The organism is Bifidobacterium stellenboschense (assembly GCF_000741785.1).
Taxonomy (GTDB): domain Bacteria; phylum Actinomycetota; class Actinomycetes; order Actinomycetales; family Bifidobacteriaceae; genus Bifidobacterium; species Bifidobacterium stellenboschense.
The window spans coordinates 19,724-35,018 of record NZ_JGZP01000001.1; the positions used below are offsets into that span (position 1 = coordinate 19,724).

A 15,295-nucleotide genomic window follows, 5' to 3' on the forward strand; every position below is an offset into this window, starting at 1 on the left:
ACCCCCGATTTTGCTACGGAAAAACATTGCAAACCCCGGAGCGAACCGTTGAGAGGATGGAGCGAACCGAGCGGCCAAACGGCGGAAACAAGCCGCGACACGCCGAAGAGCGGTTTGTGTTGACATGCTCCGAATCGCATGTAATATATCTACTCGTTGCGCTTCTGAAGCGCGATGGATCGGGCCCGTAGCTCAGGTGGTTAGAGCGCATCCCTGATAAGGATGAGGTCGGAGGTTCAAGTCCTCCCGGGCCCACGGAAAAATCTGGCGGCCATGTTTGAGCCGCTATTTTTCTATCCAGAACCGAACAGCGTCGTCCTGATGATTCGGGGCATTGGCGCAGCTGGTAGCGCATCTGCTTTGCAAGCAGAGGGTCACCGGTTCGAACCCGGTATGCTCCACGATTGACGCAGTTCGAAAGACTGGGCAAAACCCTTGGAATCAAGCCGATTCCAAGGGTTTTTCGTTAAGATTTCCGTTTGCATGCTCCGTCTGTTCTCATCGCGCATCACCCCCGAAACGACAGGGCTAAGGGTGCATGGAGGGCGCACAATCGCACGTATATCGCACGTCGCACGACCGAACAATGGTTCAGCGACGCCGGAAGGCATGCGGGGGTAATAAGAAACATGGGAATCGGGCTCCCGCTGGCGGGAGCTGTCAGGCACCGCCTGACTGAGGGTGGTCGCGTGGTTGTGACAGCCGTATACCCATACGGCTTCCGCGAACCACCCCCACCCGGCTTCGCCGGGAGCCCCCGCCAGCGGGGGCAAGAGTTGGTTTGGGACTGACTGAGGGTGGTCGCGTGGGAATCCCTATACTTGCTCACGAAAGAGCAGAGACAAGAAGTAAGAGTGGTTTACCTATGGCAGGTTCGCATCGGCCCCGCGTATCCTCATCATCCCCGCATCGCGGCATGACATCGCATACCGGATTCTCCACAGGCACCGGACCGGATACCGCAGCCCCCGCGTCCGCTACCCCCCGATTGGGACGAGTCGGCGGGCATCGCCATGATTCCGAACAACCACACGAACAACCACGCGTAGCCCCACACTCCCGTCACATCACCGCGATCGACGGATTGCGCGCCTTGGCGATTCTGGGCGTGGTCGCGTACCATACGCGTCCGTCGCTGCTGAACGGCGGATTCCTGGGCGTGACGGTCTTCTTCGTCATCAGCGGCTTCCTCATCACCCGCAGCGTCGACGCCGGACTCGAACGCACCGGCACGCTGGCTTACGGCGGCTACGTGATCAAACGACTGAGGCGACTCGTACCGCCGACGATCGTGATCATCGCATGCGTGGCGCTGGCCGCCTATCTCGTCTCCCCGAGTCTGCTGCCCAAGGCGCAGGCCGACGCGCTGCCGTCGGCGCTGTTCGTCGGCAACTGGGTCTCCATCTTCCGTCATGTCTCCTATTTCGCGGCGGCCGGACTGCCGTCGCCGCTCACGCATCTGTGGTTCCTCGCCGTGCTCATGCAGTTCTATCTGTTGTGGCCGCCGATGCTGCTGCTCATGCATCGCGCACGGATGCCGCGCCCCGCACGCGCCACCGTGGTCGCGGCGCTCACGTTGGCGTCGACCGTCGCCATGGCGATCCTGTTCGATCCGACGGCGACGGGAAGCCGCGCCTACTACGGACTGGACACGCGCGCGGCGGAACTGCTGGCGGGAGCGCTGCTCGCGCTGGTCCTTCCCGCCGCAGACCGTCCGCAACGCGCCGCGACGACCGCACGCCGCCGGTCGCGCGCGCCTGAGGCCCGTGCGTCGGCCGCACGCTCCCGTATCGGCGATGCCGTGGGATTCGCGCTGATCGCGGCGCTGGTCGTCGCGTTCGTTCTGGTACGCGCCTCCTTCACCGGCATGTACCGCGGCGGATATCTCGTCACGGCGCTGCTGACGGCGCTGCTGCTCGCCGTCGTCATGGTTCCCGGGAACATGGCCGGCAGGCTGTTGTCCTTGCGTCCGCTGCGCTACATCGGCTCCCGTTCGTTCTCCTTGTATCTCGTGCATTATCCGATGCTGGAGATGATGAATCCGGCCACGCGCACCACCAAGCTGGCATGGTGGGAGTGGATCGTGCAGGCGCTGGCGATCTGGGCCGCGACGGAGGTGTTCTACCAGCTCGTCGAGCGTTCGATCCGTGTCGGCGGAACGTCCGGCGCGGATACGCGTGACGGCGGCAACAACGTCGGAAACGGCGACGGTGCCGGGAACGGCGCCGCTCCCGCGCGTTCCCGGCACCGTGCGGCTCCGCGGCGCGACCGGCGCATGATGGTGCTGCGCGGCCTGCGTATCGTCCGTCGCGTCATCGTCGTGGTCTGCGCGGTCGCCGTGACGCTGCTGTGCGTGCTGCCGCTGGATTGGAGCGCGATCGCGCAGGCGCGTTCGGCGCAGTTGCGGCCGGTCACGGCCGCCGTCGAATCGGAGGCCACGCGCGGCAGGACGCAGTCGAAGCGGACCACGCAGTCGACGCGGCAGGGGACCGCGCAATCCGGTGACGGTTCGAACGGTTCCGCCGGCTCGAACGGCTCGAATGCCGGCAAGCTGGTTCCCGTCGCGGAGAAGGTCCCGGCCAATCTGGACGCCGCAGGATGGACGTACGACGCCGGCACCGGCGTGTGCAGCGCCGACCCGCTCATCATCAGCGATTCGGTGGAGATGGGCGCACAGCGCGTGCTGGTCCACACCATGCCGAACGCGATTCAGGACAATCAGATCGGACGCAGTCTGACGGCGTTCGCCGCCACGTATCAACAGCATGTGGCGGCGGGCGACGACAAGCGTGTGGTGGTTGCCGCGTTGGGCAGCAACGATGCCGGCACCGGTTCCGAGCAGGAGTTCGAGAACGCGGTGAACGCGGTGAACGGCAAGCCGCTGTATTTCATCACGATCCGCAATCCCGCGATGAATCAGGATTCCATCAACGCCGCCATGCGCGCGGTGGCCGCCAAGCACAAGAACGTCGGCATCATGGATTGGTACGGTCTGAGCGAGGGGCACAGCGAGTACTTCTACGATGACGGCGTGCATCTCACCATCGGAGACGGATTGGGACGCGACGCGTATTCGCACATGATCATCCAGGCCATGTGCGGGCAGTGAACGCACTCCTTGGGGGTGCCTCCGGCACCTTCCTTGAGCTTGCTCCGGGCGCTCTTTCCTTGGAAACACCTGCTGTTGACATAGTGTCAACAGCAGGGCTACAATAAGCCGCGAGAGAAATTGACACCGTGTCAAATGCGCGTGCATGGCGCACACGCATCGACATGGAGTCACGGTCCGGCGACGAAGCGGACCGCACCACACAGGCCCACACCGGCCAAGGAAAGGACAGTCATGCTGTTTCAGGTCTATGGCGACAACGCCGTCTACCAGTGGATCGGATGGATCCTCGTCTTCTGCTGTCTCATCGGCGCGAACGAACTCGCGCGACGCACGAAAACCGGCGGCGTGATCGCCTTCCTCGTCGTGCCGGCCATCCTCACCGTGTACTTCGTGACCATCTACACGGCCGCGGCGATGGGCGCCGGTTGGGCGCTGAACAACCCCACCTACGTACACATGACCAGCTGGTTCCACTACGCGAAGCTGTACGCGGCCACTGCCGGCTGCATCGGCTTCATGGCACTCAAATACAAGTGGGGACGCATCGGCAAATCCGAATGGTTCAAATGCTTCCCGTTCGTGATCGTCGCCATCAACATCCTCATCGCCGTCGTCTCCGACTTCGAATCCGCGATCCGCGCGTGGGGCACCACGTGGGTGTCCACCGAGGGCGTGACGCTCATGGGCGGCTGGCACAACGTGTTCAACGGCGTGGCCGGCATCCTCAACATCGCCTGCATGACCGGCTGGTTCGGCATCTACGTGTCCAAGAAGAAGCAGGACATGCTCTGGCCGGACATGACGTGGGTGTTCATCGTCGCCTACGACCTGTGGAACTTCTGCTACACGTACAACTGCCTGCCCACCCACTCCTGGTACTGTGGCCTCGCGCTGCTGCTCGCCCCGACCGTCGCCAACGCGATCTGGAACAAGGGCGGATGGATCCAGAACCGCGCCAACACGCTCGCCATCTGGTGCATGTTCGCGCAGGTGTTCCCGATGTTCCAGGACTACTCGGTGTTCTCCACCCAGTCGGTGAACAACCCGAACGTGAACCTCACGGTCTCGATCATCGCGCTCGTCGCCAACGTGCTCGCGCTCGGCTACATCCTCGCTCGCGCGAAGAAGCAGGGCGTCAACCCGTGGACGCACGAGATCTTCAAGGGCACGAAGGACTATGAGCAGGCCATCGCCCGCGCAGCGTAGCCGGTTCGTCATCCGCCTCGCGGCATGACTGAGGCCCCTGTGTCCGATCGGACACAGGGGCCTCATCTGCGGGCCGGCGAATCCGTCAGAACGAGATGCCCTCGCTCTTGGCCTTGGCCATGAAGTCGCTGACCTCGCTGTCGTTGACGGGCACCGCGTCCTTGTCGCTGAGCTTGAGATCGACGGTGGCACGACCGGTCGAATCACCGTCGACCGTGACTTCCAGCTCGTTGAGCGACCGCTTGGCGCCGTAATCGACCATCACCGAGACGGACGGCAGCTCCTTGCTGTCATAATCGCCGTCAGCCATCTTCTGCACGGCCTTGTCGAACTCGCGCTCGGCCTCACTGGACGAGTACCCCTCCTGCTCGCGCAGCTGCTTGACGAGATATGCGCGCAGCTCGGGATAGCTCTTCTCGTTCGCCTGCCAGTACTGGCCGATGTCCTGCAGGAACGCGTCCAGATCGAGGTCGTAGGTGAGCTTCGTGTTCCCTCCGGACTTCACGCTCTCCTGCTTGGGGAAGACCTTCGTCTGCACGTCCTTCTTCTCCATGTGCTCGCCGAAGTACTTGAGCGCGAACTTCGCGTACTCCTGCTGCGCTGCCTCGCTCATCTGGCCTTCGTTCCAGCGTTTCACGTCATAGTTGTCGTCCAGCTTCTTCGCGCCCTTGTTGAACGTCTCCAACGCGCCCGCGAAGTCCCAGTGCTTGTCCTTCACGACGGCGTCCTTCGTGTCGAGGACGATGTCGTCCCATTCGCTGCCGGCGAGGTCGCGGATCGCGTTGCGGATGTCGCCGCGCGACGCGTACCCGTATTGGGTCTCCATATCGCCGGTCCAATAGGATTTGCTCTGCACCGATGCGCCGAAGTTGCCGTTCTGCCAGGCGAACGCGATGCGCCCGTAATCGTCGGTCTTCGTGGTGAAGTAGAGCATCGACGAGTCGGTGTCGGCTCCGAGCGAATAGGAGCCGCTGGCGGAGAATTTGCCGGTGTCGTCGCTGCTGCCGGACAGCTCGTAGCGCGTGCTCGACAGCTTGCCGATTGACGCGATCGCATCCGATGTGACGACGAACGGGTTGTTCGGGCGGAACCCGAGCAGCGCCTTCACGGCGGTGAGGTTCGGAATGATGATGGCGAGCGCGACGACGACGAGCACCGCCACGACGCCGCCCACGATGGCCGCGATCTTGCCGCCGCTCATCCGGCGCTTCGCCGCGACCGCGACGCCCGGAACGCCGGGGACGGCCGGCACAGGCGCACCGGGAACCCCCGGCACAGCTGGACCGCCGGGTACGGGAGGGACCGCACCGGATGCGCCGGGGAACGTCGGCTGCGCGGGGGCCGGCGGTACGCCCGGACCATTGGGCGGCGTGATGGCTCCCGGAACCGGAGGTACCCCCTGTGCGGCGGGCGCGGAAGCGGGCACAGGAGCTGGCGCGGGCATGGAAGCAGGCGCAGGCGCCGTCCCCGTGGCGGGCATGGGCACCGCGGGCACCGGCGAGAACTGCTGCGTGGGCGCGGGCGCGGCTTGGGGGAGTGGCGGCAGCGCCTGCGTGGGCTGCGTGGAGATGGGCGGCGCGGGCTGCTGCGGCAGCGCCTGCGTCGGCACCGATGAGGATGGAATCGGCGCGGTCGTTCCGTATGGCGCCGCCGCCGGCGCGCCGCATGACGGGCAGAACATCACCCCGTCGGGTATCGTCGTTCCGCATTGCTTGCAGATGTTCATCGTCCAACCACCCTTCCCACCGGCATGCCGGCGATTCCGTCGGCTCCCCACCAGCCTTATGGACCGTCTTTGGCCGACCTTCCCCTCCATTCTATCGCCGGATGCCCGTTTTCCGGCGTTATGGCGAAGCGCCCGGCGTGGATTCCTGGAAACGGGATCCGCGTCGGGCGCTTCGTGTCGGTTGAAGGAAAGAAGCGAGAGAACGTCAGGCCTTGGTCACGTGGCCGCCGAACTGGGCGCGCATCGTGGAGACGACGCGCAGCGTGTCGTCGCCGCCGCCGCGCGAGGTCTGGCGGGCGTACAGCGCGGCCGCGGTGGCCGGGGTGGGCACGCCGAGTTCGAGCGCCGCCTCGATCATCCACTTCGCCTCGCCGGATTCGTTGGCGACCGGCGGCATCGATTCGAGCGTCGGATCGTCCTTGAACGCGTTGGCGAGCAGGTCGAGCAGCCAGGATCCGACGACGGAACCGGACTTCCACGAGGTCATCACGGCGGCAGGATCGTCGACGAGCTCGGAGCGGACCATCGTGGCGAAGCCCTCGCCGAACGCCTGCATCATGCCGTATTCGATGCCGTTGTGCACCATCTTGGCGAAGTGGCCGCCACCGACCGGGCCGGCCAGCACGAGACCGTAGTCGTCGTTCGGCTTGAGGGTCTCGTAGATCGGGCGCATGAACTCGAAGTCCTCCTTCGAGCCGCCGACCATGAGCGCGTAGCCGCGGTCGATGCCCCACACGCCGCCGGAGACGCCGCAGTCCATGAAGCGGATGCCGAGCTTGCCGAGCTCCTCGGCGTGACGGGCGTCGTCCACGTAGCGGGTGTTGCCGCCGTCGACGATCATGTCGCCGGCTTCGAGGAGTTCGCCAAGGCGGGTGATGGTGTCGTCGGTCGGCTTGCCGGCCGGGACCATGACCCACACGACGCGCGGGGCGTCGAGCGCGGCGACGAGGGCTTCGAGCGAGTCGACGTCGCGGCCCGATTCGGGGGACATGTCGTAGCCGACGACCTGGTGACCTCCGGCGACGAGACGCTTGGCCATGTTGCCGCCCATGCGGCCGAGTCCGATCATTCCAATCTGCATTTCAAGGTTTCCTTTCACAGCGGTGTGGGTTGGGTGGGGATTAGGCGTTCTGTCGGGTGTTCTCTCCCCCAGTCATCCTGCGGATGACAGCCCCCTCGTCAGAGGGGGCCGAAGTGGGGGAGCGTTACAAGACGAGGGAGAGGAGCATGACGCAGCCGAGGCCGACGACGGAGAGCACGGTCTCCATCAGGGACCAGGTCTTCAGGGTCTGCGAGACGGACATGCCGAAGTACTCCTTGACGAGCCAGAATCCGGCGTCGTTGAGGTGGGAGAAGAACACGGAGCCGGCGCCGATGGCGAGCACGAGCAGCGCCAGATGGGTCGGGCTCATGCCCTGCGCGAGCGGCACCATGATGCCGGACGCGGTCACGGTCGCGACGGTGGCGGAACCGGTGGCGAGGCGGATGAGCACGGCGACCAGCCAGCCGGCGATGAGCGGGTTCATCGCGGATTCGGTGATGCCGTTGGCGATCACGTCGCCGATGCCGGAGTCGACGAGGGTCTGCTTGAAGCCGCCGCCGGCGCCGACGATGAACACGATGCCGGCCACGGAGGCGAAGGCCTTGCCGACTTCGCCGTTGATGAACTCGCGGGTGCGGCCCTGCATGAATCCGAGCAGGACCATCGCGACGACGGCGGTGATGAACAGCGCGGTGAGCGGGGTGCCGATGAAGACGAGCACGCGGCCCCACATGGCTTCCTTCTGACCGGTCAGATCGACGACGGAGGCGGCGAGCATGAGCACGACGGGCAGGAGGATGACGGTCATCGCCTGGGCGAAGGAGGGGCGCTTGGACTCGTCCTTGACGGCGTCCTTCTCGGCTGCCTGCTCGGGGGCCTGGATCGGCACCCACTTGGCCATGATGCGGCCCATGAGCGGACCAGAGATGATGACGGTCGGGATGGCGACGAGCAGACCGAGGGCGAGGGTGACGCCGAGGTTGGCGTTGAGCGCGGAGATCGCGACCAGCGGGCCGGGGTGCGGGGGCACGAACGCGTGCAGCGTGGACAGGCCGGCGAGGGCGGGGATGCCGATGAGGATGACGGGCATCTTGGCGCGGCGTGCGGCGAACAGGACCACCGGGATGAGGATGACGACGCCGACCTCGAAGAACATCGGGATGCCGACGATGAATGCGATGAGCGCCATGGCCCACGGCAGCAGCTGCAGCGGCGTCTTCGCCATGATGGTGTCGACGATCACGTCGGCGCCGCCGGAGGCGAACAGCAGCGTGCCGATGATCGAGCCGAAGGCGATGAGCAGACCGACGTTGGAGACGGTCGAGCCGACGCCGGAGGTGAAGCTGTCCCATGATTCGTCGAACGGAACGCCGGCGCACACGGCCATGACGAACGAGCCGACCATGAGCGAGATGAACGGATGGACCTTGGCCACGGCGATGAGCAGCACGATGGCCGCGATGCCGACGATGGCCGCGATGATGAGATTCATTGGTGGTTCCTTACAGTCGTTGGAAGGATCTCTGTGTTCGGTCTCCCACTTGGGGGAGCTGGCAGCCTGAGGCTGGGAGAATAAGTGGGGGAGCGGCGGCCTCAGGCGGCGACCGGGACCTTGCTGTCCTGGTAGGCCTTGACGGCGGCGACGGCCTGCTCGACGACTTCGTCAATGGTGCCGTCGACGGGGACGACGACGCCGTTCTCATCCGGTCCGAGCGGCTGCAGGTCGGCGAACTGGCTGGCGAGCAGCGACGGCGGCATGAAGTGGTCCTTGCGGGCGGACAGACGGCTGTAGATCAGCTCCTCGGAGCCGGCGAGGTGCACGAAGAACACGTCGACATTCTCGCTGAGCAGGTCACGGTAGGCGCGCTTCAGGGCGGAGCTGGAGACGACGGTGTTCTGGTCGAGGGCCTCGCGGGCGACCATCCACGTGTTGATGACGCGCAGCCAGGGCCAGCGGTCCTCGTCGGTCAGCGGATGTCCGGCGCTCATCTTGTCGATGTTGGCCTGCGGATGGAAATCATCGCCTTCGGCCATGGTGTAGCCGAGCCGGTCGCGGATCGCCTCCGCCACAGTGGATTTGCCGCATCCGGCGACGCCCATCACGACGACATGAATGCTCATGTGCGAATCTCCTTCGGTTCCTTCACCGGACCGTTGCGGCCGGTGCTCAACTGCCTTGTTGATTTGTTGGTATGACTATATCCTGTTTTAATCATACTTGTCAAGTCAAAAGTACTACCTTTTTGGAAAAACTTGGATCATTCCCGAAATTGGTATGATGAAGGCGTCATATCACGCGAACAGGCAGCATCGAAAAACGCCATCATCACGGCATCAAGGAGACATCGTGAGCGACAGCACCCCGGTATCCGCCGCCGGTACCACCACGAGCAACGACCGCGGCACCACGGACGCCCCCGCACTCAACCTGACCTTGGGCACGCCGAGCGAACTGCTGCATCAGGCCATCACCGACGAACTCGCCGTCGACATCCTCGAAGGGCGCTGGAATCCCGGCGAACCGCTCACGCTGGAAGCCATCCAGGACCGTTTCTCCACGTCACGCACCGTCGCGCGCGAAGTCGCCAAATATCTGGAATCGATGAACGCCGTGACCGTGCGCCGCCGCGTCGGCCTCGTCCCGAGGCCGGTCGCGGAATGGGCGGCGCTCAACACGCAGGTCATCCGCTGGAAGCTCATGTCGACGCGGCGCAAGGAGCAGCTGCGCGCGCTCACCGAACTGCGCCTCGCCATCGAACCGGCGGCGGCCGCCGCGGCCGCACGCAACGCGGCGATGGAGGCGAAGGCGATGTTCCCCGTGATGGCGGGGGAACTGCGCAAACTCGGCGAGACGGGCGACCTCGCCGACTTCCACGACCTCGACGTGCGGTTCCACTCGGCACTGCTGCTCAACAGCGGCAACGAACTGTTCGCCGGCATGGCGGACATCATCGGCATCGTGCTCAAGGGCCGCGTCGAGCTGCACATGTACCCGCAACGGCCCGAACCGGCCGCGCTCGACGCGCATGACGCCGTCGCCGAGGCGGTGTGGCGCGGCGAGCCGGACCGTGCGCGCGAGGCGATGCACGCCATCGTCGACGAGGTCGCCGAGGCGCTCGACCTCACGTGAGCGGCGGATGGTCCGATGTCACGCGGCCGGGGGTATCGCGACGCCGCGATGTCCATCTGATGGCGAATCTCACCCTCACCTCTTGAGCGATTCCTCGTTGCGCGCCTACAATCGGAATCGTCTATTGATGGTCCAACCCAAAGGGGAGTTTCACTATGCTCACGAATGAGTACGTCAAGCGCGTCTACGCGCAGGTCGAGCAGCGCGACGGCGATCAGCCGGAGTTCCTGCAGGCCGTGCAGGAGGTCTTCGAAAGCCTGCAGCCGGTCGTCGAGAAGCATCCGGAATACGAGAAGGCGGGCGTGCTCGAGCGCATCGTCGAGCCGGAGCGCGTGGTCAAGTTCCGCGTCGCCTGGACCGACGACGAGGGCAAGGTGCAGGTCAACCGCGGCTACCGCGTGCAGTTCAACTCCGCGATCGGCCCGTACAAGGGCGGCCTGCGCTTCCACCCGACCGTGAACGAGGGCGTCATCAAGTTCCTCGGCTTCGAGCAGATCCTCAAGAACTCACTGACCACGCTGCCGATGGGCGGTGGCAAGGGCGGCTCCGACTTCGACCCGAAGGGCAAGTCCGACGCCGAGGTCATGCGCTTCTGCCAGGCGTTCATGACCGAACTGTGCCGCCACATCGGCCAGTTCACCGACGTGCCGGCCGGCGACATCAACGTGGGCGCGCGCGAGATCGGCTACCTGTTCGGCCAGTACAAGCGCATCCGCGACGAGTACTCCGGCGTGCTCACCGGCAAGGGCCTGGAGTTCGGCGGCTCGCTCGCCCGCACCGAGGCCACCGGCTACGGCGTGTGCTACTACACGGCCGAGGCGCTGCGCGTGCTCAAGGGCGATTCGTTCGCGGGCAAGACCGTCGTGATCTCCGGTTCCGGCAACGTCGCCATCTACGCGACCGAGAAGGCCGAGCAGCTGGGCGCGAAGGTCGTCACCGTGTCCGACTCCAACGGCTACGTCGTCGATCCGGACGGCATCAAGGTGGACGTCGTCAAGCAGATCAAGGAGGTCGAGCGCGGCCGCATCAAGGAGTACGCCGAGCGCGTGCCGGGCGCCGAATACCACGAGGGCTGCTCGGACGTGTGGACCGTGCCGTGCGACATCGCGCTGCCGTGCGCCACGCAGAACGAGATCGACGAGGCCTCGGCTGAGGCGCTCGTCGCCGGCGGCTGCAAGGTCGTGTGCGAGGGCGCGAACATGCCGTCCACGCCGGAGGCCATCGCCGTGTACCAGAAGAACGGCCTGCTGTACGGCCCCGCCAAGGCCGCGAACGCGGGCGGTGTGGCCGTCTCCGGCCTGGAGATGAGCCAGAACAGCTACCGCCTGAACTGGACGTTCGACGAGGTGGACGCGAAGCTCAAGTCCATCATGGAATCGATCGTCGCCGAGTCGCTGAAGGCCGCCAAGGAGTACGGCCACGAGGGCGATCTGATGCTCGGCGCCAACGCCGCCGGCTTCGTCAAGGTCGCCAACGCCATGGTCGCCCAGGGCGTGCTGTGATCATCTCGGCCCCCCCCTCTGACGAGGGGGCCGTCAGCCGTAGGCTGACTGGGGGAGAGAAGAAAAGAGCGGCCGCAGGCCGCGGGAACATCGTATCGGTCGTAGGCCGATTCCGCTTCCTGCGGCCTGCGGCCGACCTCACATCGGCTCGCCTGTCGGCTCACACATCGCCTACAAACGCCTCCGGCGTTTGCTTCACGGCGATGTCTCGTCAGAGGGGGCCGAGTTGTTACAGCAGCTCCAGGGTCACGTCGAGCTTGAGCGGGCAATCCGACGGGATCTGGAACTCGTCATGGACCGGGGCGCCCCAGGTGTCGTCGCCGCCGACGCCCATCTGGGCGGCGAGCAGACGCAGGTACGTGTTGCGGACCGGCGGCAGCTCGTCGGGGTGCATGGCCTCCTCGAGCATCAGCGAGCTGTACGGCAGCAGGCTCACCGCGAACGGCGAGGCCTCGTCCTCCGCACCGCACCCGCGCACATCGCCCGCCGAAACGCGCATGCCGTGCCCGTATTCGTCGGTGATCTCCGCCCAGCGCACCTGCTCGTGGTTGCCGGTCTCCTGCGGCACGAGGTAGGGCGCGAAGTCCTCCTCGGCCGTGCGCGAGTACACGCCGAGCTTCGCGCCGTGCAGACGGTCGGCGTACGTCTCCTCGGGGCCGAGTCCGTAGAACCTCAGCCGGTCGTACTGCGCGGGCAGCTTCCATTCGAGTCCGAACGCGGGCAGCGTCGCCGCGCCGGCCTCGCCCGGGTACTCGACCGTCAGGTGCACGCGCAGACGGTCGTCCACGTCGTAGCGCACCGTGACCGGCGTGTGCGCGGCGTCGGCGAGTTCGTAGTCGTAGCGCGCGGTCAGGCCGTGACCGTCGGCCGTCGGTTCCACCGACGTGCCGGTCACGCGCGCGTAGCGGCCGGCCGCGAACCACTGCGCGCGGTCGAATCCGGAGCCGTTGCCGCGATCGTTGTCGACGAGCGCGCGGAACGTCGTCAACGCGGGACGGCGGATGACCATCTCGCGCCCGTCGCGGCGGAACGACACGATGCCGCCCTGCGTCTTCGACAGGATGATCTCGTCGCGATCGTCGTGGATGCCGGCGTTGAAGCCGTCGGCGGCGACGGTCGCGCGCGTCGCGGCGTCGCGGCCGCGGCCGCAGCCGCACGCGGCGTCGGAACCCGCGCCGTCCACGGACACGACGGCCGTGTGCTGCCCGAACGTGAGCTCGTACCCGGCCGGCGCCCAGTCGGTGGGCGCGGCGAGCCGCTGGTCGACCTCATACGTGACCTCGTACCGGCCGCCGGCCGCGCAACCGCAACCGGTACCCGCACCGGCACCGGCACCAGCCACGTCCACCAGATCGGTGACCGCCGGGAATCCGACCGCCTCGCGGCGGGTCTCGCCGGCGGGCACGTCGAAGCGGTAGTCGGCGTGCCAGCGTTCGACGCCGTCGACGAGCACGCGAGCGGTGAACACGTAATCGGCGGTGGAGACGAACAGGTTGTCGTTCGTGACGGTCACGCCGTGCGCGTCCGGCACGAGCTTGACGTTCGCGTAGCACTGCTTGACTTCGGCGGCCTTGGGGGAGGGGGTGCGGTCGGCGAACACGATGCCGTCGCCGCTGAACTCGTAATCGTTCGGACGGTCGTCGAAGTCGCCGCCGTAGGCGAGGCGCTCGGTGCCGTCGGGCAGACGCTGGACGAGCGCCTGGTCGACGAAGTCCCAGATGAATCCGCCCTGGTACTTCGGGTGCTTCTCGAGCTCCGTGTACAGGTGCAGACCGCCGGTGGAGTTGCCCATCGAGTGGCTGTATTCGCAGGAGATGTACGGCTTGGCGTCGTCGCCCATGTACAGTTCCTCGATCTCGGCGGGCTTCGCGTACATGCGGCTCATCACGTCGGACACGTCGTTGAATTCCTGCTGCCAGAACACGCCCTCGTAGTGGACCGGGCGGTGCGGGTCGTTCGCGTGCACGAAGTCGTACATGGAGCGGAACACGTCGCCGCCGAACGACTCGTTGCCGAGCGACCAGATGACGACGCTCGGGTGGTTGTAGTCGCGGCGCATCATGCTGCGCGTGCGGTCGACGCACGCCTCGCGCCATTCGTCGCGGCTCGCGGGCACGGCGAGGTCGGGGGTGAGCACGTCGCCGGGGGAGGTCCAGCTGCCGTGCGTCTCGAGGTTCGTCTCATCGATCACGTAGATGCCGTATTCGTCGCACAGTTCGTACCAGCGGCTCTCGTTCGGGTAGTGCGAGGTGCGCACGGCGTTGATGTTGTGGCGCTTGAAGAAGCGGATGTCGGCGACCATGTCCGATTCGGGCACGGTGCGGCCGGTGCGCGCGTCGAATTCGTGGCGGTTGACGCCCTTGAACACGATGCGCTTGCCGTTGAGCTTCATCAGCCCGTCCTCGATGGCGAAACGGCGGAAGCCGATGCGCTGCGGGACGGCTTCGACGAGCGTGCCCGCGCCGTCCGTCACGGACAGTTCCAGCGTGTAGAGAGCCGGGTCCTCGGCGCTCCACGGGTTCACCTGGCCGACGTTCGCATGCCACGTGACCGTGCCCTGCGCGGAGTCGGGGGCGGTCACGTCGGCGGGGGTTGTCACGTCGGCGACGGTCTTCGTCTCGCCCCACACGACGACGCCGTCCGCGTCGCGCAGCGCGAGGTCGATGGTCGCGCCGGCCGCGCCGGAGAGGCCGTCCACCGTCGCGACGACGTCGAGCACGCCCTCGCCGGTCGAGGCGTCGTAGTCGGCGTCGACCTTGAGGTCGGCGACGTGAATGCGCGGATGCGCGGCGAGTTCGACACTGCGGAAGATGCCGTGCAGACGCCAGAAGTCCTGGTCCTCCAGCCAGCTCGCGGACGTGAACTCGAAGCAGGCGACGGCGAGCGTGTTCGCGCCTTCGCGGATGATTCCGGTGACGTCGAACTCACTCGGGGTGAAGGAGTCCTCGGCGTAGCGACGAACGTGCCGTTGAGCCACACGGCGATCGCGGTGGCGGCGCCGTGGAAGGTGAGGGTGACGGTGCGTCCGTCGCGGATCGCGGCGGCGGTCTTCGGAGCGGGGGCGAACGCGCGGCGGTACAGGGCGACGTGGTTGCGTTCGGGGATGCCGGGCGCGACCGGGGCCTCATGGCCGGACCACGGGTACTGCTGGTTCACGTACTGGTGCTTGAGGAATCCCTTGACTTCGAGCGCGGAGGGCACGTCGATGGGGGAGAATGCGGAGTCGTCGTAGGCGGGCTGGGCGAAGGCGGCTTCGGCGAGCGCGCTCTTGCCATAGTCGGCGAGGTCCACGAGTTCGACCTTCCACGTGCCGTCGAGGCTCTGCCTGAGGTCGGACGCCTCGCCCGCGGCCGGGACGTGGTCGTAGACGCAGTGGCTGGAGTGGGCGGCGAGGCGGTTGACGGCGAACGTGCGCGGGTCGGTGAGCCATGCCGGATCGAATCGGTCGGCGGTGACCGGTTGCGCGGATGATTGCCCGCCTGTCCATCCGGCTGTGGTGAGACTGGTCATAATCATTGCCTTTCTGCTGGTCCCGATGGTGCGCCGATGCTTGATTGTTGTGCACCACGACTTCGTG

8 protein-coding genes, 2 tRNA genes and 1 pseudogene are annotated in these 15,295 nt (G+C 66.1%); 6 read left to right on the forward strand and 5 right to left on the reverse strand.

Annotated elements, in window-relative coordinates; all coding sequences use genetic code 11:
• Nucleotides 1-181: 181 nt before the first annotated feature.
• The 4 genes from BSTEL_RS00085 (at nucleotide 182) to BSTEL_RS00100 (ending at nucleotide 4,318) form a co-directional block, all read left to right on the forward strand.
• Nucleotides 182-255: transfer RNA gene (locus BSTEL_RS00085), tRNA-Ile, on the forward strand.
• A gap of 73 nt (nucleotides 256-328) precedes the next feature.
• Nucleotides 329-401: transfer RNA gene (locus tag BSTEL_RS00090), tRNA-Ala, on the forward strand.
• 515 nt (nucleotides 402-916) lie between these two features.
• Nucleotides 917-3,109 carry an acyltransferase family protein gene (locus BSTEL_RS00095; RefSeq protein ID WP_238567583.1) on the forward strand — a complete coding sequence of 731 codons (2,193 nt, stop codon included), beginning with the start codon at nucleotides 917-919 and terminating at the stop codon, nucleotides 3,107-3,109.
• A 234-nt stretch (nucleotides 3,110-3,343) separates the two neighbouring features.
• Nucleotides 3,344-4,318 carry a DUF5692 family protein gene (locus BSTEL_RS00100; protein ID WP_034525614.1) on the forward strand — a complete coding sequence of 325 codons (975 nt, stop codon included), beginning with the start codon at nucleotides 3,344-3,346 and terminating at the stop codon, nucleotides 4,316-4,318.
• Between the two features lie 85 nt (nucleotides 4,319-4,403).
• Here BSTEL_RS00100 and BSTEL_RS11600 read toward each other — a convergent pair whose 3' ends face one another.
• The 4 genes from BSTEL_RS11600 to BSTEL_RS00120 form a co-directional block, all read right to left on the reverse strand.
• Nucleotides 4,404-6,044: a zinc ribbon domain-containing protein gene (locus BSTEL_RS11600; RefSeq protein WP_162178953.1), complete on the reverse strand. Its 1,641-nt coding sequence runs from the start codon at nucleotides 6,042-6,044 to the stop codon at nucleotides 4,404-4,406.
• A 205-nt stretch (nucleotides 6,045-6,249) separates the two neighbouring features.
• Entirely contained in the window at nucleotides 6,250-7,125 is an 876-nt protein-coding gene (gene gnd / locus BSTEL_RS00110; protein WP_034525618.1) for a phosphogluconate dehydrogenase (NAD(+)-dependent, decarboxylating), read from the reverse strand.
• A 124-nt stretch (nucleotides 7,126-7,249) separates the two neighbouring features.
• Nucleotides 7,250-8,578, reverse strand: a complete 1,329-nt coding sequence (locus tag BSTEL_RS00115) for a GntP family permease (RefSeq protein ID WP_034525620.1) — start codon at nucleotides 8,576-8,578, stop codon at nucleotides 7,250-7,252.
• A gap of 101 nt (nucleotides 8,579-8,679) precedes the next feature.
• Nucleotides 8,680-9,207: a gluconokinase gene (locus BSTEL_RS00120; RefSeq protein ID WP_034525623.1), complete on the reverse strand. Its 528-nt coding sequence runs from the start codon at nucleotides 9,205-9,207 to the stop codon at nucleotides 8,680-8,682.
• Between the two features lie 307 nt (nucleotides 9,208-9,514).
• Between BSTEL_RS00120 and BSTEL_RS00125 the strand changes: the two genes are divergently transcribed.
• Together BSTEL_RS00125 and gdhA are read left to right on the forward strand one after the other, a co-directional pair.
• Complete coding sequence (locus BSTEL_RS00125; protein WP_034525765.1) at nucleotides 9,515-10,216, forward strand: FadR/GntR family transcriptional regulator; 702 nt, start codon at nucleotides 9,515-9,517, stop codon at nucleotides 10,214-10,216.
• 155 nt (nucleotides 10,217-10,371) lie between these two features.
• Nucleotides 10,372-11,718, forward strand: coding sequence for an NADP-specific glutamate dehydrogenase (gdhA, locus tag BSTEL_RS00130; protein ID WP_034525626.1), 1,347 nt, complete (start codon nucleotides 10,372-10,374; stop codon nucleotides 11,716-11,718).
• A gap of 229 nt (nucleotides 11,719-11,947) precedes the next feature.
• Here the strand turns inward: gdhA and lacZ are convergent.
• Nucleotides 11,948-15,228 (reverse strand): annotated as a pseudogene (gene lacZ, locus BSTEL_RS00135) (beta-galactosidase, LacZ type).
• Nucleotides 15,229-15,295: the final 67 nt, after the last annotated feature.